This window comes from Ruicaihuangia caeni (genome assembly GCF_029952955.1).
Taxonomy (GTDB): domain Bacteria; phylum Actinomycetota; class Actinomycetes; order Actinomycetales; family Microbacteriaceae; genus Ruicaihuangia; species Ruicaihuangia caeni.
Genome location: NZ_JASATX010000002.1, coordinates 191,861 through 214,435 on the forward strand (window position 1 = coordinate 191,861; position 22,575 = coordinate 214,435).

A 22,575-nucleotide genomic window follows, 5' to 3' on the forward strand; every position below is an offset into this window, starting at 1 on the left:
CCACAGGCTAACCCCGGCCGCTCACATCGAGCCGCACCTCCATCAGCCTGTCGTCACCCTGGCGCGGCGTGCCGCGTGCGGTGTTGTTCGTGAGCAGCCAGAGCGTGCCGCCCGGGCCGGCCACCGCATCGCGCAACCGGCCGTACTCGCCTCGGTACCACTCGCGCGGCTCGCCGATCGCGGACCCCGAGACATCAACCGTCCAGAGGCGTTCGCCCCTGAGCGAGGCGATGAAGAGCGTGCCGCCGATGACCGCGATCCCGCTGGGGCTCGCCTGGTCAGTGCGCCACTGCAGCACCGGGTCGATGAATCGCGCCGACTCGCACGCGGGCGACCCGGGCTCGGCGCAATCCGCCCGGCCTTCGACAGCGGGCCATCCGTAGTTGCCGCCCGCTTCGATGAGGTTGAGCTCGTCCCAGGTGTTCTGCCCGAACTCCGATGCCCACAGCCGCCCGGTGGAGTCCCACGCGATGCCCTGCACGTTCCGGTGTCCATATGAGAAGACCGGGCTGTGTCCGAAGGGGTTGTCGTCGGGCACGCGTCCCTCCGGGGTGACGCGCAAGATCTTGCCGCCGAGGGAATCGAGGTTCTGTGCGTGCTCGGTGCTACCGGCGTCTCCCGTCGTGATGTACAGCATCCCGTCATGGCCGAACGCGAGGCGCCCGCCGTTGTGGTTGCCTGCTTTGGGGATGCCCTTCAGCACGAGCGTCGGCGCGCCGAGCGAGCGCTCGCCGGACTCGCCGAGCAGCGGCATCCGCATCACGCGATTGTCATCTACGGCAGTGAAGTAGGCGTACAGCTCATCGCCGAGCGGCGAGAGCGCGATGCCGAGCAGACCGCCTTCGCCACCGGCTTGGACGCCGGCGACGACACCTGCCTCTCGTACGTCACCGGATGCCGTCAACTCGAGCACGCGGGCCGTATCGCGTTCGCTCATCAGCGCCGCTCCGTCGCCCAGCGAGATCACCGACCACGGCACCTCGAGCCTCGTCGCCAGGTCCCGGGGCGCGCCCGCCGGCTGCAGCAGCTGCGCGCCATTCGGGGCCGACGGCGCAGTAGGCGGAACCGTAGAGGATGGGTCGGTCGGGTTCGGGTCCGAGGTCGGCCCGCTGCCGGCCGGGGCGCAGCCCGTCACGACGAGCGCGGCGAGGGCGAGGGCGGCTCCGAGGAATCTTGCCGCTGCTCTCGCGGTGGCTGTGCCCGGTCTCGCCTGACGCACGGTTCAGTCCTCGGGATTCTCGCCGGGCCGTTTCTCGTCGGACCGCTTGTCGCTTGGCCGCTTCTGGCCGAACAGCGAGGTGGCGGGGGAAGGGGAGGCCACCGCCGTGGCGTCGGTCACGATTCGCGCGCCCGCGATCCAGTGGCGCAGTTCCTTGCCGATCACGAGCTTCGCGGGGTGCGGCCCGCCTGCGAGGAGCCTCGGCATCCACTCGACGGGCAGTTCCGAACGGGATGCCGCGAGCACCACATTGCCGAACCGGCGCCCCTTCAAGATCTGTGGTTCTGCGAGCACCGCCACCTCGGCGAACACCGCCGCCATGGTCGCCGCCTGGCCGCGTGCGAAGGCGAGCCCGGGACCGTCGGCGATGTTCACGACGACGATGCCGTCGGGCGTGAGCAGTTCGGAGACGAGCCGGTAGAACTCGACACTCGTGACATGCGGGGGAATGCGCGACCCGCTGAACACGTCGACGACGACGAGATCGGCACTCTGACGCAGCCCCTGCGGCAGCTTGCCGAGCACCTCCCGCGCGTCGCCGTAGCGCATCCGGATCGACGCGCCTCGCGGCAGGGGCAGCGTCTCGCGCACGAAGTCGATGAGATCGGGTTCGAGCTCGATAACCTGCTGTCGTGAGCCCGGCCGGGTCGCGTCGACGTACCGGGGGAGCGTCAGAGCGCCCGCGCCCAGGTGGACGGCGGTGATCGGTCCGGGCGGCAATTGGTCGATGACATGGCCGATGCGCTGCACATACTCGAAGAACAGCTGCGTCGGGTCGTCGAGATTGACGTGGGACTGCGGGGTGCCGTCGACCACCAGCTGGTACGCGCCGGGTACCCAGCGGTCCGGCGCGATCTCGGCTCTGAGGCCGCTCAGCTTGAGAGTTGTGGCGGGCACGGTCCTATTCTTTCCTGAGCGTGAGCCCCTAAATACCCCAGGAACGCAGCAAGGTCAAGAACGAAGTGGACACGGCGAGCCGAGCCGACCTATAGTAGTTGTTTGCGCTCCATGATCGTTCATGCCGTCATATTGCGGATGGCAGCGCACCCCGAGTATAGCGGCGGGGTGGATCTGAGATGAGCATTCTCCTTTCCGACATGCCACGGCCCATTGGGCCTCCGGAGGTTATTTCCCTTGGCTGCTGCGCGCAACGCATCACCTGATAAGTCCAAGTCCTTCAAGAACGGCCGATCCGCATCACGGCTCTCGTTCGCCAAATACTCCGACACGCTGGCGGTTCCTGACCTGCTCGCTCTGCAGACCGAGAGCTTCGAATGGCTCATCGGCGACGACGCCTGGCGCGCCCGCGTCGGCGACGCCGGGCAGCAGTCCGGGCTCGAGGAGATCTTCGAAGAGATCAGCCCGATCGAAGACCTCGCCGAGACGATGCAGCTCTCGTTCGCGAACCCCGAGCTCGAAGAGCCGAAGTACTCGATCGACGAGTGCAAGGAGCGCGGCAAGACCTACGCTGCGCCTCTCTACGTGAACGCCGAGTTCATGAACCACCAGACCGGTGAGATCAAGACCCAGACGGTCTTCATGGGCGACTTCCCGCTCATGACCGAAAAGGGCACCTTCATCGTCAACGGCACCGAGCGCGTCGTCGTGTCGCAGCTCGTCCGCAGCCCGGGCGTGTACTTCGAGCGCACGCAGGAGAAGACGTCCGACAAGGACATCTTCTCGGCGCGCATCATCCCGAGCCGCGGCGCTTGGCTCGAGTTCGAGATCGACAAGCGCGACCAGGTGGGCGTGCGAATCGACCGCAAGCGCAAGCAGTCGGTCACGGTGTTCCTCAAGGCCCTCGGTCTCACCACTGAGGAGATCCGCGACGAGTTCAAGGGCTTCCCCTCGATCGAGCTGACCCTTGAGAAGGACACCATCCTCACCAAGGAAGACGCGCTCAAGGACATCTACCGCAAGCTGCGCCCGGGCGAGCAGGTGGCGGCCGAGGCGGCGCGTGCGCTCCTCGACAACTTCTACTTCAACCCGAAGCGCTACGACCTCGCGAAGGTCGGTCGCTACAAGATCAACCAGAAGCTCGGCCTCGACGCGCCGATCAGCGACTCGGTGCTCACCGTCTCCGACATCGTCGCGACGATCAAGTACCTCGTCGCTCTGCACGACAACCAGACCATCACCGGCGTTCGCGGCGGCAAGAAGGTCGAGATCACCCCTGACGTCGACGACATCGACCACTTCGGCAACCGCCGCATCCGCGCGGTGGGCGAGCTGATCCAGAACCAGGTGCGCACCGGCCTCAGCCGCATGGAGCGCGTCGTGCGCGAGCGCATGACCACGCAGGACATCGAGGCGATCACGCCGCAGACCCTGATCAACGTGCGCCCCGTGGTTGCCGCGATCAAGGAGTTCTTCGGAACCTCGCAGCTCTCGCAGTTCATGGACCAGAACAACCCCCTCGCGGGCCTCACCCACAAGCGCCGTCTCTCGGCGCTCGGCCCGGGTGGTCTGAGCCGTGAGCGCGCCGGCGTCGAGGTGCGCGACGTGCACCCCTCGCACTACGGCCGCATGTGCCCGATCGAGACGCCTGAAGGCCCGAACATCGGCCTGATCGGCTCGCTCGCGACCTTCGCGCGCATCAACTCGTTCGGGTTCATCGAGACCCCGTACCGCAAGGTCGAGAACGGCAAGGTCACCGACCAGATCGACTACCTCACCGCGAGCGAAGAGGACGAGTACCTCATCGCGCAGGCGAACACCCCGGTGAACGCCGACGGCACCTTCGCCGAGTCGAAGGTCCTCGCCCGCCCGAAGGGCTCCGAGGTCGTGTTCGTCGACGCCGACCGCGTCGAGTACATCGACGTGTCACCGCGCCAGATGGTGTCGGTCGCCACCTCGCTCATCCCCTTCCTCGAGCACGACGACGCGAACCGTGCGCTCATGGGCGCCAACATGCAGCGTCAGGCGGTTCCGCTGCTGCGCAGCGAGAGCCCCATCGTCGGCACCGGCATGGAGGGCTTCGCCGCGATCGACGCGGGCGACGTCATCACCGCCGAGAAGCCGGGTGTGGTGGCCGAGGTCTCGGCCGACGTGGTCAGCGTGCAGCTCGACGAGGGCGGCGTGCAGTACTACTACCTGCGCAAGTTCGACCGTTCGAACCAGGGCACGAGCTACAACCACCGCGTGGTGGTCAACGCCGGTGACCGCGTGGAAGCCGGCGAGGTCATCGCCGACGGCCCCGCGACCGAGAACGGCGAGCTCGCACTCGGCAAGAACCTGCTCGTGGCATTCATGCCGTGGGAGGGTCACAACTTCGAAGACGCGATCATCCTCAGCCAGAACCTGGTGAAGGACGACACCCTCTCCTCGATCCACATCGAGGAGTACGAGGTGGATGCCCGTGACACCAAGCTCGGCAAGGAGGAGATCACTCGCGACCTGCCCAACGTGTCGCTCGACCTCCTGAGCAACCTCGACGAGCGCGGCATCATCCGCATCGGCGCCGAGGTCCGCCCCGGCGACATCCTCGTCGGCAAGGTGACCCCGAAGGGCGAGACCGAGCTGAGCGCCGAGGAGCGCCTGCTCCGCGCGATCTTCAACGAGAAGAGCCGTGAGGTGCGCGACACCTCGCTCAAGGTGCCCCACGGTGAAGAGGGAACCGTCATCGCGGTCAAGGAGTTCTCCGCTGACAACGATGACGAGCTCGGCTCGGGCGTGAACCAGCGCGTGGTCGTCTACATCGCGCAGAAGCGCAAGATCACCGCCGGTGACAAGCTCGCGGGCCGCCACGGCAACAAGGGCGTCATCGCGAAGATCCTCCCCGTCGAAGACATGCCCTTCCTCGAAGACGGCACGCCGGTCGACGTCATCCTCAACCCGCTCGGCGTTCCTGGCCGCATGAACTTCGGCCAGGTGCTCGAGATCCACCTCGGGTGGGCGGCCAAGCAGGGCTGGGAGATCGAGGGCAACCCTGAGTGGGCCGCGAGCCTGCCCGAGGGTGCCCGCGAGGTCGCGCCCGGCACGAAGGTTGCGACGCCCGTGTTCGACGGCGCCTCGCAGGCCGAGATCACGGGTCTGCTCGACTCGACTCTGCCGACCCGCGATGGCCAGCGTCTCATCGACCAGACCGGCAAGGCACGCCTGTTCGACGGTCGCTCGGGTGAGCCGTACCCCGACCCCATCTCGGTCGGCTACATGTACATCCTCAAGCTGCACCACCTGGTCGACGACAAGATCCACGCGCGCTCGACCGGTCCGTACTCGATGATCACCCAGCAGCCGCTCGGTGGTAAGGCGCAGTTCGGTGGTCAGCGCTTCGGTGAGATGGAGGTGTGGGCGCTCGAGGCATACGGCGCGGCATACGCCCTCCAGGAGCTCCTCACCATCAAGTCCGACGACATCCTCGGCCGAGTCAAGGTCTACGAGGCGATCGTCAAGGGCGAGAACATCCAGGAGCCCGGTATTCCCGAGAGCTTCAAGGTGCTCATGAAGGAGATGCAGTCGCTCTGCCTGAACGTCGAGGTCCTCTCGGCCGACGGCACCACGCTGAGCCTCAAGGACACGGATGACGAGGTCTTCCGCGCCGCTGAGGAACTCGGCATCAACATCTCCGCCCGCTTCGAGTCCTCGTCGGTCGACGAGATCTGAGCCGGGACCACTGGACACGTTCGACGTTTTTCATGAGAGAGAGAACATTGCTCGACGCAACCTCATTTGACGAGCTGCGGATCGGCCTCGCGACGGCCGACGACATCCGCAAGTGGTCCTACGGCGAGGTAAAGAAGCCTGAGACCATCAACTACCGCACGCTGAAGCCCGAGAAGGACGGCCTCTTCGGCGAGCAGATCTTCGGCCCCAGCCGCGACTGGGAGTGCGCCTGCGGCAAGTACAAGCGGGTGCGCTTCAAGGGCATCGTGTGCGAGCGTTGCGGCGTCGAGGTCACCAAGAGCTCGGTGCGCCGCGAGCGCATGGGCCACATCGAGCTGGCTGCTCCGGTCACGCACATCTGGTACTTCAAGGGTGTGCCGAGCCGCCTCGGCTACCTGCTCGACATGGCGCCGAAGGACCTCGAGAAGGTCATCTACTTCGCCGCGTACATGGTCATCTCGGTCGACGAGGAGGGGCGCCACGAAGACCTGCCCGACCTCGAGAACGAGCTGCGTCTCGAGCTGAAGACGCTCGAGAGCCAGCGTGACGCTCGCATCGCCGAGCGCATGAAGACGCTCGAGGACGACCTCGCCGCGCTGGAAGAGGAAGGCGCGAAGGCCGACCAGAAGCGCAAGACCAAGGACGCCGCCGAGAAGGAGATGGCGCAGCTCCGCAAGGGCTACGACGAGCAGATCAACCAGCTCGAGCGCGTCTGGGACGACTTCCGCAACCTGAAGGTCGGAGACCTCAAGCCTGAGGACAGCGTCTTCCAGGAGCTGCAGGACCGCTACGGCCAGTACTTCGAGTCGTACATGGGCGCGGAGGCGATCCAGCGTCGCCTCCAGAGCTTCGACCTGCAGGCCGAGGCAGAAGATCTGCACGACCAGATCGCCAACGGCAAGGGCCAGAAGAAGATCCGCGCGATCAAGCGTCTGCGCGTCGTCAACTCGTTCCTGCAGACCGGCAACTCGCCGGCGGCGATGGTGCTCGACGTCGTTCCGGTGATCCCGCCGGAGCTGCGCCCGATGGTGCAGCTCGACGGTGGTCGCTTCGCGACGAGTGACCTGAACGACCTGTACCGCCGTGTGATCAACCGCAACAACCGTCTGCGTCGTCTGCTCGACCTCGGCGCTCCCGAGATCATCGTCAACAACGAGAAGCGGATGCTGCAGGAGGCCGTCGACGCGCTGTTCGACAACGGCCGCCGTGGTCGCCCCGTGACCGGCACCGGCAACCGTGCGCTCAAGAGCCTCAGCGACATGCTGAAGGGCAAGCAGGGCCGGTTCCGTCAGAACCTGCTCGGTAAGCGCGTGGACTACTCGGGCCGTTCGGTCATCATCGTGGGCCCCCAGCTGCAGCTGCACCAGTGCGGTCTGCCCAAGCAGATGGCGCTCGAGCTGTTCAAGCCGTTCGTCATCAAGCGACTGATCGACCTGGGCCATTCGCAGAACATCAAGAGCGCCAAGCGCATGGTGGAGCGTTCGCGTCCGCAGGTGTGGGACGTGCTCGAGGAGATCATCCGCGAGCGCCCCGTGCTGCTGAACCGTGCGCCCACGCTGCACCGTCTCGGCATCCAGGCGTTCGAGCCGCAGCTCGTCGAGGGTAAGGCGATCCAGCTCCACCCGCTCGTGTGTGCTGCGTTCAACGCCGACTTCGACGGCGACCAGATGGCGGTGCACCTGCCGCTCTCGGTCGAGGCTCAGGCCGAGGCCCGCATCCTGATGCTCGCCTCGAACAACATCCTGAAGCCGTCCGACGGCCGCCCGGTGACCCTGCCCTCGCAGGACATGATCATCGGCCTGCACCACCTGACCTCGGTCGCGGCGGGCGCTACCGGCGAAGGCCGCGCGTTCTCCTCGGTCGCCGAGGCGATCCTCGCGAAGGACCAGGGCACTCTCGACCTGAACGCCCTCGTGAAGATCCGCATGTCGGGCGAGAAGGTCGGCGGCGAGCGCGTGCTCAAGGAGACGACCCTCGGTCGCGCCCTGTTCAACGAGATGCTGCCCGCTGACTACCCGTGGGTTGAGGCTGTGGCCGACAAGGGCCGCCTCTCGCAGATCGTCAACGACCTCGCAGAGCGGTACCCCAAGGTGACCGTCGCCGCGACGCTCGACGCGATCAAGGACGCCGGCTTCTACTGGGCCACTCGCTCGGGTGTGACCGTCGCCCTCAGTGACGTCATCACGCCTCCGAACAAGGCCGAGATCGTGGCCAAGTACGAGCAGCAGGCGCAGAAGATCCAGGACCAGTTCGAGAAGGGTCTGACGACCGACCTCGAGCGCCGCCAGGAGCTCATCCAGATCTGGACCAAGGCGACCGACGAGGTCGCGGCGGCCATGCGTGAGCACTTCCCCGAAGACAACACCATCAACCGCATGGTGACCTCGGGCGCTCGTGGTAACTGGCTGCAGGTGCGCAACATCGCCGGTATGCGCGGTCTGGTGAACAACCCCAAGGGTGAGATCATCCCGCGCCCGATCATCAACTCGTACCGCGAGGGCCTGTCGGTGGCGGAGTACTTCATCGCCACGCACGGTGCGCGTAAGGGTCTGGCCGACACGGCGCTTCGTACCGCCGACTCGGGCTACCTGACCCGTCGTCTCGTGGACGTCTCGCAGGATGTCATCATCCGCGAGGACGACTGCGGCACCAGCAAGGGCCTCGACTTGCCGATCGCCGTGCAGGACCACACCGGTGCCTGGACGCGCGACCCGAACGTCGAGAACTCGGTGTACGCCCGCTCGCTCGCCGCTCCCGCGGTGAACGAGGCCGGTGAAGTGATCGCGGATGCCGGTGCCGACGTCGGTGACGTGCTCATCGAGACGCTGGTCGCCGCCGACGTGCGCAGCATCAAGGTGCGCTCGGTCCTCACCTGCGAGTCGGCTGTCGGCGTCTGCGCCGCCTGCTACGGGCGTTCGCTCGCGACCGGTCAGCTGGTCGACATCGGTGAGGCCGTCGGCATCATCGCCGCGCAGTCGATCGGTGAGCCCGGCACGCAGCTGACGATGCGTACGTTCCACACGGGTGGTTCGGCATCCGCCGACGACATCACCCAGGGTCTGCCGCGTGTCACCGAGCTGTTCGAGGCGCGCACCCCGAAGGGTGCCTCCCCGATCGCCGAGGCCGCCGGCCGCATCACGATCGAGGACACCGAGCGTCAGCGCCGCCTGATCCTCACGCCCGACAACGGCGATGAGCCTGTGATCTACCCGGTGCTGAAGCGCGCCACGCTGCTCGTCGAAGACGGCCAGCATGTCGAGCTCGGGCAGCAGCTGCACGTCGGCAACCTCGACCCGAAGGAGGTGCTGCGCGTCCGCGGTGAGCGTGCCGTGCAGCAGCACCTGGTCGAGGGTGTGCAGGGCGTGTACCGCTCGCAGGGCGTGCCGATCCACGACAAGCACATCGAGGTCATCGTTCGCCAGATGCTGCGCAAGGTCACCGTGATCGATCACGGCGAGACCGAGCTGCTGCCCGGCGAGCTGGTCGACCGCTCGCGGTACAACACCCTCAACCGGGCTGCGCTCGTCGAGGGCAAGAAGACCGCGTCGGCACGCGCCGAGGTCATGGGTATCACCAAGGCGTCGCTCGCGACCGAGTCGTGGCTGTCGGCCGCGTCGTTCCAGGAGACCACCCGGGTGCTCACCCAGGCGGCCATGGAAGGAAAGCGCGACCCGCTGCTCGGCCTCAAGGAGAACGTGATCATCGGAAAGCTGATCCCGGCCGGCACCGGCCTGTCGCGTTACCGCAACGTGACGGTCGAGCCGACCGAGGAAGCCCGCGCCGAGCGCTACCCGAACCGCATCTTCGCGGACGACGGCGGCTTCAGCGACGCGGACCTCAGCTTCGTCGACTTCGACAGCTTCACGTCGGAGGAGTTCCCGAGCGACAACGTGCAGTAGCGGCATCCGTCGATCGAGCGGGTCGATCCGCTTGACCCCGCTCGATCGATTGAGTCGTCGCACTCAGCGAGAGGCCCCCGGCACCACGCCGGGGGCCTCTTCGCGTCTGCGCGAAGCGTCGCCCCGTTGCCGCGTCGCCGCGTGGTCACGGCGGCGCCCTCGGCGCCCTCGTGCGCCCTCGTTCGTTCCGGCCTCGGTCTCGGAACTCGGGAGTGCGCCCCGACGCGTCCCTGCCGTCGCGCTGCGGCTGCGACGTTGCGCCCGGTCTTCGCGCTCGCGGGCTCGGCGTAGGCTCGAGGCATGGACCCCTACCGTCGGTACGCCGGGTTTCTCGCGGTCTTCGCGGTCGTGCTGCACGTGGCGATCGTGGTGGCCGCGTTCGGGCTGATCAGCCTGTACTCGGGAACCGACCCGATCAGCGATCCCGATGTCGGCCGCATCGTGGGACCGCTCATGGTGGGGCTCTCAGCCGTGGTGCTTCTGGTCTTCCTGATGATCAACGGCATGAACACGCCCGCTGACCAGCAGCGGCTCTCCGTGCCGTTCGCGTTCGCGATGGGTATCGCCGCGATCGCGGTGTACGTGCTCGTCGGCGGTCTGCTCACCGCCACGGGCACAGGGGAGCCCCTGGCGTTCGTGCTCTTCGTCGGCGCGACGCTGATCAGCCCCTACGCGATTACTGTGGGCCTCAGCGCGTTCGTCATCACGGTGCTCTACCAGTGGGTGCTCACGCTGCGCATCGACCGCACCGGCCGACCGCGCTGGCCGTGGGAGAACCCCGACGACGTGTGAGCTGCCTCGCTGCACCCCGCGGCATCCGCTCCAATCACCGCCCTGCCGCAACCGGCGCACTGACGCCCTCCGAGCGGCCTCACCGCCTCCGGTGGGGCGAACGCCGTGAGTACACCGTCGAGATGACACTTTTCGCGCACTCAAAGCGCTTGACGAATGCAGAACCTGACATCTCGGCGCTCGCGCGTGGCGCCTGCGTCTACATCTGCAGGATGATTTCGCGCTGAGTCGGCACTCGCCGCGGGCCGAACGACGTTCCAGGGGTCGCGCGGGCCGTAGCGTGAGAGGGTGAGCCTCTCAGCCGCTTCGGATGCCGTGGCCGAACACCCATCGTCGGTGTTCGCGTCGCGACGGCTCACGACCGCCCAGCTCGTGGTCGACATCGTCGTTCCTGCATCACTTGCGCTCCTGGCGGCGCCGATCGCCGGGTTCGGCGGCGTTGGCTCTGTGCTGGTGCTGCTCGGCATGGCGTCGGCGGCCACTGTGCGTCGGCTGAACCCGCTGATCGCGCTGCTGGCCGCCTGGTTCGTCTGTCTGGCCCAGGTGCTCGCGGGCATGGGCCCCCATCCGGCGAACATCGCGGTGCTCGTGGTGCTCTACTCGACGGCCGCGTACGGCACGACAGTGACCCGGTGGATGGGCTTCGCATCCGCCTTCGTCGGAGCCGCCATCGTCACGGTGCATCTCGCGCTGCCGCAGGCGGTGGCGACGCTCTCCGAGCAGTTGGGCAGCGCGGCGGGAATCGCTTCCGCGGTGGTGCCGGCGCTGCTGCTCTTCGGCGGATCGCTGACGCTGTTCCTGCTCTCGTGGACGCTCGGCATCCTCGCGAGCACATGGCGCCGTGCCCGCCAGAACCGCGTCGAGGCCGAGCTTGCAGCGCGCGAGATGACCATCGAGCAGGAGCGGACGCGGATTGCGCGCGATATGCACGACATCGTCGCTCATTCGCTCGCTGTGGTCGTCGCGCAGGCCGATGGAGCACGCTATGTCGGTCGATCCGACCCCGCTGCCGTCGACACCGCGCTCGCCACCATCGCGTCAACGTCGCGAGAGGCGCTGGCCGATGTGCGCGTGCTGCTCGAGCAGCTGCGGCACCGCCAGGCCGAAGGCCCTCAGCCCGGACTCGGCGACCTCGACCGACTGCTCGCGCAGGTGGAGGCCGCAGGACTCGCGGTCGAACGTCAGGTGACGGGTGCGCCGGGAACGCTGACGATCGTGCAGCAGCTCGCCGTGTATCGCGTGGTCCAGGAGTCGCTCACCAACGCCCTGCGTCATGCCGACACCGGCCAGCCGGTATTGCTGCGCTTCGACTGGGCGACGCACGGGCTCACCATCACGATCGCCAGTTCGCTTCGCGCTCACAGCGGCAGGGACGGTCGCGATGCTCGGGACGGTCGCGATGCTCGCGAGAGCCGAGAGTCCTACCCTTCGCACAGCCTCGCGATCCACCGAGGTCACGGCATCCCCGGCATGACCGAGCGCATGGCGCTCGTCGGCGGCAGCCTCACCGCCGAGCCGGAGCGCGAGCGCTTCGTCGTGCGCGCCTGGCTCCCGTTCGGCGCCACGCAACACGTCCCAGGCGGTGCCGCATGACCCGTGCACCGATCCGAGTCGTGCTGGTCGACGACCAGGCGCTGTTCCGAGCCGGCATCCGCATGCTCATCGACTCGCAACCCGACCTCGAGTTCGTTGGCGAAGCCTCCGACGGGCGCGAGGCGGTCGACCTTGTCGAGCGGGCGCGTCCCGATGTGGTGCTGATGGACATCCGGATGCCGGTCATGGACGGCATCGAAGCGACCGAGCGCATCGTCGCGGCGGCCAGCGCGCGGGGCAGCGAGTTGCCGAGGGTCATCGTGCTCACGACGTTCGACCTCGACGAGGCGGCCACGCGCGCCATTCGTGGTGGAGCGAGCGGCTTCCTGTTGAAGGATGCCGCTCCGGAGTTCCTGCTCGCGGCGATCCGTACCGTGCACGCGGGCGCTGCGGTGGTCGCGCCCGGCGCCACCCGTGAGCTCCTCCGTCATTTCGATTCGCGGGCGACCGCTCCGGCGCCGCCGAAAACGTTCTCGACGCTGACCTCGCGCGAGCGCGACATCTTCCTGCTCGCCGCGCGGGGGCTGAGCAACGCCGAGATCGCAGAGCGCGAGTTCCTGAGCGAAGCCACCGTGAAGACGCACATCAGTCGAGTGCTGGCGAAGCTCGCGCTGCGTGATCGGGTGCAATTGGTGGTCTTCGCCTACGAGCACCGCTTGGTCGTCTGACCGCGCACCGGCGCCCGAGCGCGAATCATCCTCGAGGATGATGCGATCGCTACCGCAGCATGACGACGCCGCCCGAAGCCGCTTCGTAGCGTCGAAGCATGGAAATCACCACGACGGACCTCGGCCTCGTCGCCCGGGTGCAGCATCTCAGCAAGAGCTACGGCAGCGATCCGAACCGAGTCCACGCCCTCCGCGACATCAGCCTCGGCATCCGGGCGGCGGAGTTCACCGCGATCATGGGGCCGAGCGGTTCGGGCAAGTCGACGCTCATGCACATCATGGCCGGCCTCGATTCCGCGACCGACGGCCGCAGCTGGCTGGGCGACGATGAGATCACTGACATGAGCGACTCGCAGCTCACCCTGCTGCGCCGCCGCCGCGTCGGCTTCGTGTTCCAGGCGTTCAACCTCGTGCCGACCCTCGACGTGCGGGCGAATATCCGGCTCCCGTTCGAACTGGACGGGCGCAGGCCGACGGATGCCGAGGCCGCCTGGATCGCCGAGCTCGAGCGGACGCTCGGCCTCGCCGACCGCCTCGCGCACCGCCCCCACGAGCTCTCCGGCGGGCAGCAGCAGCGCGTCGCAATCGCCCGCGCGCTCTCAACCCGCCCGGCGCTGCTCTTCGCCGACGAGCCCACCGGCAACCTCGACTCGCGTACGGGCCGTGAGGTGCTCGAGTTGCTGCAGCACGCCAGTCGGCGGTACGGCCAGAGCATCGCCATGGTCACCCACGATCCGATCGCCGCCGCCTATGCCGACCGGGTGCTCTTTCTCGCCGATGGCCGGCTCGTGGCCGATCGGGAGCGGATGCCGGCGCAGCAGATCAGCGAGTTCATGCTCTCGATGGAGGTTCCGGCATGAGCGGGCGCAGCGCCTTCGCTCTCCACGATGAGATCGGTGAGCGCGGCGACCGCGTGGGGGGTCGCCGTGTGAGCCGTGCGCGTGTTGAGCACGACCGGCCCCGCGGTCCCGAAGTTCGCCGGCCGCGGAGGGCACCGCGAGCCTCGGCGATGCACGGCCACGGCGCCAGCATCCTTGTTGCCGCCATCGCCTCAGCCTTCGGAGTGGGCCTGCTGCAGATCACCGGGCTGCTGTCTGCAGTGGTCGCGGCCGACGACGTCGCCGGCGAGAGCGGCACTGTCGCGTTCATGCTGCAATTACTCGCCTTCGTGTTCATCGTGATCGCCGCCTACGTCGGAGCGGTCGTCACCTCGAACACGTTCGCGACCATCGTCGCCGGACGGGTGCGGTCCATCGCCCTGCTGCGTCTGCTGGGCTCGACCGCGAGCGCTCAACGCAACACCATCGCGCGCGAGGGGCTCGCAGTCGGCGTGATCGGTTCTCTGACGGGCGCGGTGGCGGGCACCGCGATCGCCGTCGCGCTCGACCGCACCGCCGTGGCCACCGGATTCCTGCCCGATGTCGGCTTCTCCTATGCACGGCCGGTGCTCGCCGTGCCCATCGTGGGAGTGCTGCTCACGACATGGCTGGCCTCGTGGATCGGGTGCCGACGCGTGCTCACCGTCACGCCGCTGCAGGCGCTCTCGAACGCAACCGAGCTTCGGCACGAGGAGGTCACGGGCAGGCGGGGCCGCAACGCCGCCGCGGTCACGCTGGTCGTGATCGGCGGTGTGCTGCTCGCGGGTGCGCTCCTGCTCGGATTGCTCACGCCGCTCGCGGTGCTGGTGGGCCTGTTCGGCGGCATCATCTCGTTCACCGGTGTCGTACTCGCAGCGGATGCGGTGATCCCGCCCGTGCTGCGTCTAATGGGCCGTCTCCTGGGCTCCCGCCCTGCAGCATCACTCGCGGCAGGCAACGCGCTGCGCTACCCGCAGCGCAGCGCTCGGTCCACCGTGGGACTCGTCATCGGCGTGACCCTCGTCACGACCTTCGGCGTCGCGGTGGCGAGCTTCGAGCAGATGACTCGCGCGGCGATGGAAGCGGAGCCCGAGCTCTACCAGGGCATCTCCGAGGTGCTCGCGATGGTCGTAGGCGTGGTCTCGCTGCTCATCGGCTTCAGTGCGCTGATCGCAGCGGTGGGTTTGGTGAACACCCTCTCGCTGAGCGTGCTGCAGCGCACTCGCGAGCTGGGGCTGCTTCGCGCGCTGGGGTTCTCGGCGCGGCAGATCCGCGCCATGATCCTCGCCGAGAGCGCCCAGCTCGTCGCGGCGGCGCTGGTTATCGGTCTGCTGCTCGGCGGAGTGTACGGGTGGATCGGCGCGCAATCGATGATGGGGTCGGTCAACGGAAGTCCCGGCATCGTGATGCCCGGTGTGCCGTGGATCGTGATCGCTGCGGTGGTGCTTGCCAGCGCGGTGCTCACCGTGGTCGCGTCATGGGCGCCCAGTCGCCGGGCGACGCGCGTGTCACCCATCGAGGCGCTCGCCGCGGATTGATGCGCGCCCCGGCATCCGGACCCGCCCCGGATCCGCCATCACTCCGCCCGCTCCCCGCCGCCCGGCATCCGCCGGTGTGCGCCCTTCGCCGGCATCCGCAGCTCGCTCGTCGAGATGACACAATGTGCACGCGTCAAGCGCTTGCCGATCGCGCTTTGTGTCATCTCGGCGTGCGCCACGGTGAGCGCAGGCCGGTCTCCGGCATCCGCATCGCACCCCGCTCAGTAGGGTAGAACGGTGCGTCTGAAGCTGACCCTGTCGCGCCCGTCCGGCTCGTCGAGCGACATCGTGGTGACCACGGATGCCGGGGCCACCATCAACGAGGTGGCGCAGACCATCAACCGGGTCGACCCGCTCGCCACCCCGCTCGAGCACACCGACCTGACGCTGCGTGCCACCATCCCGGGTCTCGCCGAGCCGATGCTGCTGCCGGCCGACGCTCCGGTCGGAGAAGCCTGGATCGGTTCGGGCGCCACCGTGACCCTCACACGCGCGGGCCACCACTTCGAGGCCGCCGAGAGCCGCCGGGGCCCGGCAGTCGCGACGCTGCAGATCCTCGACGGCCCCGACGCCGGGCGAACAGTTCCGCTCGCATCGGGCAGCTGGACGCTCGGCCGTGACGCCGACTGCGACATCGTGCTCGACGACAAGCTGGTCTCGAAGCGCCACCTGCGGCTCGAGGTGGGCGACGCGGTCGGCGTGGTCGACCTCGGGTCCGCGAACGGGGTCGTCGTCGATGGCGGCATCGTCACCCGCTTGCGGGTCGAGCGCGAAGAGACGCTGCTGCTCGGCGACACCCGCGTGCTCATCACGGTGCTCCAGCACGTCTCGGCCGCCGCCGCGACCAAGGCCGGTCCGGTCTTCTTCAACCGATCGCCCAAGGTGGAGCAGCGCTACCGGGGCCGCGAGTTCGCCGCCCCCGATGTGCCCACCGAGCCCGAGGAGCAGCCGTTCCCCTACCTGGCGCTCATCGCGCCTGTGCTGCTCGGGTTGAGCATGTTCGCGCTCACCGGCCGCGTGTTCTCGCTGCTCTTCGTGTTCATGGCGCCGCTCATGCTGCTCGGCAACCACCTCACCCAGAAGCAGCGCGAGAAGCGCAAGCAGAAGCGCATGATCGAGCGCTTCGAGAGTCGCATCGAGAGCCTCGAAGGCCTCATGTCGAAAGAGGCGGTCGTCGAGCAGTCCGCGCGGCTCGCTGAATCGCCCTCGACCTACGACGCATACGAAGCTGCCGTGCGCCGCAGCCCGCTGCTGTGGACGCGCCGCCCCGAGCACTGGTCGTTCCTGAACGTGCGGCTGGGCATCGGCACCATGCTGTCGCGCAACAGCATCGCCTCGCACGACAGCCCCGAGATGCTGCCCGAGTTCCAAGAGCGGCTCGACGCCCTCGTCGAGCGCACCAAGCGGGTGCCCGGCGTGCCGATCATCGACAACCTCTACGACGCCGGCGCGCTCGGTGTCGCGGGTGAACCTGACACCGCGATCGGCTCGGTGAACTCGGTGCTCGTGCAGCTCACGGCGCTGCACTCGCCCGCCGAGCTCGCAGTCGCGACCATCGTCACGCCGCGGTGGTCGGAACCCCTTTCATGGCTCAAGTGGATGCCGCACACCTCGTCGGCGCACAGTCCCCTCGGCAGCACGCCGCATCTCGCCGACAGCGCCGCGAGCGGTGCGGCCGTGCTCTCCGCGATCGAAGGGCTCATCGCCCAGCGCCTCGCCGGACACAAGGTTGAACGCCGCGGGGCGATGGAGCAGCGGCGCGCGGCCCTCGACCGGGGCAACGAGGTCGGTCAGTCGAGCTCGCCGGCATCCACCGGCACGCCGTCCCCAGTGCCCGCAGTCGTCGTGCTCATCTCGAACGACGCGGACCTCGACCGCGCCAGGCTCGTGCAGCTCGCCGAGTCGGCGGCGGATGCCGGCGTCTACCCCGTCTGGCTCGCCGCCGACGTGCACGAGCTTCCCGCCGTCTGCCGCACCTACCTGCACATCGAGCCCGAGCGGCAGCACGCCACCGTCGGCCTCGTGCGGCTCGGCGAGACGATCACCGACGTCGTGACCGAGGTCGTGTCGCCGGAGCAGGCGCTCGACTTCGCCCGCCGCATGGCCCCGGTCATCGATGCGGGGGCGCTGGTCGAAGACTCCAGTGACCTGCCGCGCTCGGTCTCGCTGGTGACGCTGCTCGGCCATGACCTCGTCGAGTCGAGCGACGCCGTGATCGACCGCTGGCGTCAGAACGAGTCGATTCATGACCGCACGCCGGGCCGCGCGTTGAAGCCCAGGCGCGCCGGCAAGCTTCGCGCGACGGTGGGGTCGGCCGGAGTCGACGCGATGCACCTCGACCTGCGCACGCAGGGCCCTCACGCGCTCGTCGGCGGTACGACCGGCGCCGGCAAGAGCGAGTTCCTGCAGGCGTGGGTGCTCGGCATGGCAGCCGAGTACAGCCCCGACCGGGTCACGTTCCTCTTCGTCGACTACAAGGGCGGCTCGGCGTTCGCCGACTGCGTCTCGCTGCCGCACTGCGTCGGCCTCGTCACCGACCTCAGCCCGCACCTGGTGCGTCGCGCGCTCACGAGCCTTCGCGCCGAGCTGCACCACCGCGAGCACCTGCTCAACCGCAAGAAGGCCAAAGACCTGCTTGAGCTCGAGAAGCGCGGCGACCCGGAGAGCCCGCCGGCGCTCGTGCTCGTGATCGACGAGTTCGCAGCGCTCGTGGGGGAGGTGCCCGAGTTCGTCGACGGCGTGGTCGACATCGCCCAGCGCGGCCGGTCGCTCGGCATCCACCTCATCATGGCCACGCAGCGACCCGCGGGCGTCATCCGTGACAACCTGCGCGCGAATACCAACCTCCGCGTGGCGCTGCGCATGGCTGACGAGTCAGACAGCCAGGACGTCGTGGGCGTCGAGGATGCCGCGCACTTCGACCCCGGTCTACCCGGCCGCGGCGTCGCCAAGACCGGGCCGGGGCGACTCGCGCTCTTCCAATCGGCCTACGCGGGCGGCTGGACCACCCGCGAGCCCGAGCGCGCGGGCATCGAGGTGGCGGAGCTGCGCTTCGGGTCGGAGCAGCGCTGGACGGAACCCGACAGCGGCGTGGTCGAAGAGCTGCGCGACCTCGGACCGACAGACCAGCAGCGCCTCGTCGGCTCGATCGTGGCAGCGGCCGGTGGCGCCGGCATCCCGGCCCCGCGCCGTCCTTGGCTCGACGAACTGGCGCCGGTCTACGACCTGGTGAAGCTCAAGCAGCGCACCGATTCGCAGCTCGTGCTCGGCGTGGCCGATATGCCGCAGGTGCAAGACCAGAGGGTGCTGTACTTCGAACCGGATGCCGACGGCCACCTCGCCTTCTACGGCACCGGCGGCTCGGGCAAGAGTGCGGCGCTGCGCACGCTCGCCGCGGCTGCGGGCATCACCCCTCGCGGCGGACCAGTGCAGGTGTACGGGCTCGATTTCGCGGCCGGCAGCCTGCGCATGCTCGAAGAGCTGCCGCACGTCGGGTCGATCGTCTCGGGCGACGACAGCGAACGCATCGTGCGCCTGTTCCGGATGCTGAAGGACGAGCTCGATCGGCGCGGCCCGTTGTTCGCTGAGGCCAACGCCGGCAGCATCACCGAGTACCGCAGGCTGGCCGGGCGGCCCGAGGAGGCGCGGCTGCTGCTGCTCATCGACGGGTTCCCGTCGTTCCGCGACGGCTGGGAGATCGGCAGCGGGCGGTCGGCGCACTTCGACGTGTTCAAGGACATCCTCTCCGACGGTCGACGCCTCGGCGTCCACGTGCTGCTGACAGCCGACCGCGCCTCGGGAGTGCCGTCGTCGATCGCCTCGAGCATCCCTCGCAAGGTGGTGCTGCGGCTCGCCGACGAGTCGGGGTACGCGCAGCTCGACGTGCCGGGCGATGTGCTCGGACCGAAGTCACCGCCCGGGCGCGCCATCATCGACTGCACCGAGACCCAGCTCGCGGTGCTCGGCGGCAGCGCCAGTGTGGCTGAGCAGTCGGCCGCGCTGCAGCAACTGGCAGAGTCGATGTGCCGGGCGGGCGTGACCGAGGCGGCCGCGATCGGCTCGCTGCCGAAGGAGTTCGCGCAGGCCGAGCTGCCGACGCACATCGACGGCCTTCCGGTGGTGGGCATCAACGATGAGCTCGAGCCGGCGACCCTCGAGCCTGAGGGAGTGCTGTTGGTCGCGGGCGGACCTGCGAGCGGGCGCACAACTGCGTTGCAGACGCTCACGGCGGCCCTGCGCCGGCACGACGAGGAGACGCGGCTGTACTACTTCGGAAACCCGCGCTCCGTCGTCGGTAGCGGTGACCACTGGACCGGTACGGCGACCACTGTGGAGGAGGTGGCCTCACTCGCGAAGGTGCTCGCCGAGGCGATGTCGGATGCCGACACTGAAGGCCGCATCGTCGTCGTGGTCGAGGCGATCAACGACTTCTTGCAGTCAGCGGCAGACCAGCCGCTCGTCGAGCTGATCAAGACCGCGAAGCGTAGCGAGCACCTGCTCATCGCCGAGGCCGAGACCTCGGCGTGGAGCTCGTCGTGGCCGCTCATGGGCGAGGTGAAGAACGCCCGCCGTGGACTGCTGCTGCAGCCCGAGAGCATCGAGGGCGAGGCGCTGCTGAAGACGGCGCTGCCGCGCATCGCCCGCTCCGAGTTCCCGCCCGGCCGCGGCATGTTCGTCGCGAAGGGCAAGGCCAGCCGCGTGCAGCTCCCGCTGCCCGGGTAGCCGCGCGCCGCGCCGCGCCGCGCCGCGCCGCACCGCGCGGGCTGCGGGGCTGCGCCCCTCGTCTTGCATACCGGCGACTGCGCCATGTAAGGACTTCTGCGCCACGTGTACCTGGCGCGGAAGTCCGTACGCGGCGCGTTCACTTCCCGCCAGTGGCTGCGCTCGCCCTCCACAACGCGCGCACCGAACGGCTGGTTACGCCTGGGCAGACACTCGCCTGCGACCGCTCGATCGCGAGCGACGCTGTACGGATGACCCAGCATCCGGAGCTCTTGCTCGTTCGCGATTCAACGCTTCTTTCGCCCGCTATGACTGCAAGAGAACTCGCGCGATCGGTCGCCCGCGGAGAGAGACACCGGGTGCGACGCGGTGCCTATGTGATCAGCGATGTGTGGCAACGGATGCCGGAGGGCGACCGTCAGCAACTCCGGGCGCGAGCGGTCGCGGGCACCCGCGCTTCCGACGTGGTCATGAGCCACTGGTCGGCCGCAGCGCTCCATGGGCTCCCTCTGATCGGCACGTGGCCAACCGAGGTCCACATTCTGAGCAGGAGTCGCAGCGGACGCTCGCGAAACGGTGTAGTTGAGCATGTGGCGCCGATCAGTGAGCTAGACATCACCACGATCGACGGGCTGCGCTTGACCTCGCTTCCTAGAACGCTCGTCGACATGGCAGCGGTGCTGCCGCTCGCCGCCGGTGTCGCTATGGCCGATAGCGCTCTGTTCGTCGGCCGTGGTGAGGCTCGCTGCACCGCTGGTGAGGTGCTCGAAGCGCTTGCGCGGCGCGGGCCGATGCGGGCACACCGCCGCGTGGCGCGAATGATCGAGCTTGCGAGGACTTGTGCCGAGAGCCCGCTGGAATCGGCGAGCCGCGTGGTGATCATCGAATGTGGCTTTCCACTTCCCGACTTGCAGCGCGAGTTCTGCGACGGCGCGGGGCTGATCGGCCGCCCCGACTTCGCGTGGCCACAGCATCGCCTTGTCGGAGAGGCGGACGGGGAGCTCAAGTACCTCGACGAGAGGTATCGCGGCGGGCGCTCGGTCGAGCAAGTCGTGCTCGATGAGAAGTACCGAGAGGATCGCCTGCGCGCCCTTGGCTTCCGCGTGGTGCGCTGGGGATGGCGCGATGTGATGAAGCCCGAGCAACTCTGCGCGAAACTCGAGGCCGCGGGGCTGCCAAGAGTTGCGCGCTGAGGTGGAAAGCGTACGTCTGCGCCAACAGCGGACATTCGCGCCAGGTATACGTGGCGCGCTTGGCCGTAAGTGGCGCAGACATGTTCGAGGCGGGCGACGGATGCTGAGGGGGCCAGTCAGCATGGGGAGTCCTCCCCATGGGCGGGTTGGGGAGATCCCGCTAGCGTGGAAGACGATCGGCCGGGTCAGGGGGCCTGCCGCGAAGCGAAGGAGTTTGCATATGGCGAACATGAATGTCACCTATTCGGAGATGAACGACGCCGCTGGCCGCCTCACCACCGGCAAGGAGGAGCTCACCTCGAAGCTCAACGAGCTGCAGGTGCTCATCAACAACCTCGTGAACGCGGGATTCGTGACGGATGCCGCATCGGGCGCGTTCCAGAGTTCGTACGAGCAGTTCACCAAGGGCGCGACCGAGACGGTCGGCGGCCTCGACGGCATGTCGCAGTTCCTCATCAAGGCCGCAGAGGCGCTCAAGAACGTGGACGAGGAGCTCGGCCGCGCCATCAGCGGCTGACGCAGCGGGCTTCGCGGGCGGCCGCGGCCGCAGCGCCGGGACCAGCGCCTCGAGGCGGTGCGGATGCGGTCTGCTTGGCGGGTCGCCGCGTGCGGGCCGCGGTGAGTTGCCGTTGCCGTTGCCGTTGCCGATGCCGATGCCGATCCCGATGCCGTTGCGCCGCCGCTGCACCCGCTCGCGGCGTCTGCCAACGCGGCACCGGTCCCACACCGCGCAGAGGCGCAGTTCCGCCAGCCGCGACACCGGTCCCACACCGGGCCGAGGCGCAGTTCCGCCAGCCGCGACACCGGTCCCACACCGGGCCGAGGCGCGACACGGTCGGCCGCAGCACCTCACGATCACCGCGCTGACCGGCGCATCGCATCCGCGGGCCGGCCGCACGCATCCGCCGACCGACCGTGCTGCATCCGCTCGGCGGCAACGCACCCGCTGCCGGCGCCGGCCCGCAGCCTCCGGCACCGGCGCCGCACGACAGAACGCGGCACGACCGCGCACCGCCCACCGACCGCACCAACGGCCGCCGCATCACCGACCGCACCACCCACCGACCGCACCACCACAACCGCGCACCACTGAACAGCTCAGACAACACCAGGGGGACCACATGGCAGACCTGCAGGTGCAGACCGCCCTGTTGCAGCAGCTCGAGGACGACCTGCTCGCGATCGCCACTGAGTACGAGAACGCCGATGACTTCAGCGCCTCGGTCGCTGCTGCCGTCGGCGATGACGGCCTCGAGGATCGTGTGCGCGAGTTCTCGCGGAAGTGGAACGACCGGCGGAAGAACATGACCGAGCAGGTCAAGGCGCTCTATGAGCAGGTGAAGGCGATCCGCGAGAACCTGGATGCCGTCGACCAGGAGCTCGTGCGGGCGCTCGAGGAAGCAGCAGCCGAGACCGCGGCCAACGCCCCAAGCGCCGTGCCGGCGTGATCGACATCGAAGACGACGGCGCGGGCAGCGGCATGACACGC

The 22,575-nt window shown here is 68.4% G+C and carries 13 protein-coding genes; 11 read left to right on the forward strand and 2 right to left on the reverse strand.

Going from position 1 to position 22,575, the window contains the following annotated elements; genetic code table 11:
- Positions 1-7: 7 nt before the first annotated feature.
- Together QF206_RS06035 and QF206_RS06040 are read right to left on the reverse strand one after the other, a co-directional pair.
- Positions 8-1,219: a PQQ-dependent sugar dehydrogenase gene (locus tag QF206_RS06035; protein WP_281488312.1), complete on the reverse strand. Its 1,212-nt coding sequence runs from the start codon at positions 1,217-1,219 to the stop codon at positions 8-10.
- 3 nt (positions 1,220-1,222) lie between these two features.
- Entirely contained in the window at positions 1,223-2,116 is an 894-nt protein-coding gene (locus tag QF206_RS06040) for a spermidine synthase (RefSeq protein ID WP_281488313.1), read from the reverse strand.
- A 237-nt stretch (positions 2,117-2,353) separates the two neighbouring features.
- Between QF206_RS06040 and rpoB the strand changes: the two genes are divergently transcribed.
- From rpoB to QF206_RS06095, 11 genes are all read left to right on the forward strand, one after another.
- Positions 2,354-5,824, forward strand: coding sequence for a DNA-directed RNA polymerase subunit beta (gene rpoB, locus QF206_RS06045; RefSeq protein ID WP_281488314.1), 3,471 nt, complete (start codon positions 2,354-2,356; stop codon positions 5,822-5,824).
- Between the two features lie 47 nt (positions 5,825-5,871).
- Entirely contained in the window at positions 5,872-9,723 is a 3,852-nt protein-coding gene (gene rpoC / locus QF206_RS06050) for a DNA-directed RNA polymerase subunit beta' (protein ID WP_281488595.1), read from the forward strand.
- A gap of 300 nt (positions 9,724-10,023) precedes the next feature.
- The gene (locus tag QF206_RS06055) at positions 10,024-10,515 is read left to right on the forward strand and encodes a DUF6121 family protein (RefSeq protein WP_281488315.1); all 492 of its coding nucleotides are present in this window, start codon (positions 10,024-10,026) and stop codon (positions 10,513-10,515) included.
- A 288-nt stretch (positions 10,516-10,803) separates the two neighbouring features.
- Complete coding sequence (locus QF206_RS06060; RefSeq protein ID WP_281488316.1) at positions 10,804-12,108, forward strand: sensor histidine kinase; 1,305 nt, start codon at positions 10,804-10,806, stop codon at positions 12,106-12,108.
- Positions 12,105-12,776, forward strand: a complete 672-nt coding sequence (locus QF206_RS06065) for a response regulator (RefSeq protein WP_281488317.1) — start codon at positions 12,105-12,107, stop codon at positions 12,774-12,776. Before QF206_RS06060 ends, QF206_RS06065 begins: the two co-directional genes overlap by 4 nt.
- A gap of 98 nt (positions 12,777-12,874) precedes the next feature.
- Entirely contained in the window at positions 12,875-13,636 is a 762-nt protein-coding gene (locus QF206_RS06070; protein ID WP_281488318.1) for an ABC transporter ATP-binding protein, read from the forward strand.
- A gap of 149 nt (positions 13,637-13,785) precedes the next feature.
- A complete protein-coding gene (locus tag QF206_RS06075; RefSeq protein ID WP_281488319.1) occupies positions 13,786-15,171 on the forward strand; it encodes an ABC transporter permease in 1,386 nt (461 codons plus the stop codon).
- 237 nt (positions 15,172-15,408) lie between these two features.
- Positions 15,409-19,893 (forward strand): FtsK/SpoIIIE domain-containing protein, encoded by a 4,485-nt coding sequence (locus QF206_RS06080; RefSeq protein ID WP_281488320.1) that lies wholly within the window; start codon positions 15,409-15,411, stop codon positions 19,891-19,893.
- Positions 19,894-20,252: 359 nt separating this feature from the next.
- The gene (locus tag QF206_RS06085; RefSeq protein WP_281488321.1) at positions 20,253-21,086 is read left to right on the forward strand and encodes a hypothetical protein; all 834 of its coding nucleotides are present in this window, start codon (positions 20,253-20,255) and stop codon (positions 21,084-21,086) included.
- A 220-nt stretch (positions 21,087-21,306) separates the two neighbouring features.
- Entirely contained in the window at positions 21,307-21,603 is a 297-nt protein-coding gene (locus QF206_RS06090; RefSeq protein ID WP_281488322.1) for a WXG100 family type VII secretion target, read from the forward strand.
- Positions 21,604-22,207: 604 nt separating this feature from the next.
- Positions 22,208-22,534, forward strand: coding sequence for a hypothetical protein (locus tag QF206_RS06095; protein WP_281488323.1), 327 nt, complete (start codon positions 22,208-22,210; stop codon positions 22,532-22,534).
- Positions 22,535-22,575 lie beyond the last annotated feature (41 nt).

Coding starts and splice junctions, on each gene's coding strand:
- QF206_RS06055 (WP_281488315.1), top strand. CDS start 10,024: ATGGACCCCTACCGTCGGTACGCCGGGTTTCTCGCGGTCTTCGCGGTC.
- QF206_RS06065 (WP_281488317.1), top strand. CDS start 12,105: ATGACCCGTGCACCGATCCGAGTCGTGCTGGTCGACGACCAGGCGCTG.
- QF206_RS06095 (WP_281488323.1), top strand. CDS start 22,208: ATGGCAGACCTGCAGGTGCAGACCGCCCTGTTGCAGCAGCTCGAGGAC.
- QF206_RS06075 (WP_281488319.1), top strand. CDS start 13,786: ATGCACGGCCACGGCGCCAGCATCCTTGTTGCCGCCATCGCCTCAGCC.
- QF206_RS06070 (WP_281488318.1), top strand. CDS start 12,875: ATGGAAATCACCACGACGGACCTCGGCCTCGTCGCCCGGGTGCAGCAT.
- QF206_RS06090 (WP_281488322.1), top strand. CDS start 21,307: ATGGCGAACATGAATGTCACCTATTCGGAGATGAACGACGCCGCTGGC.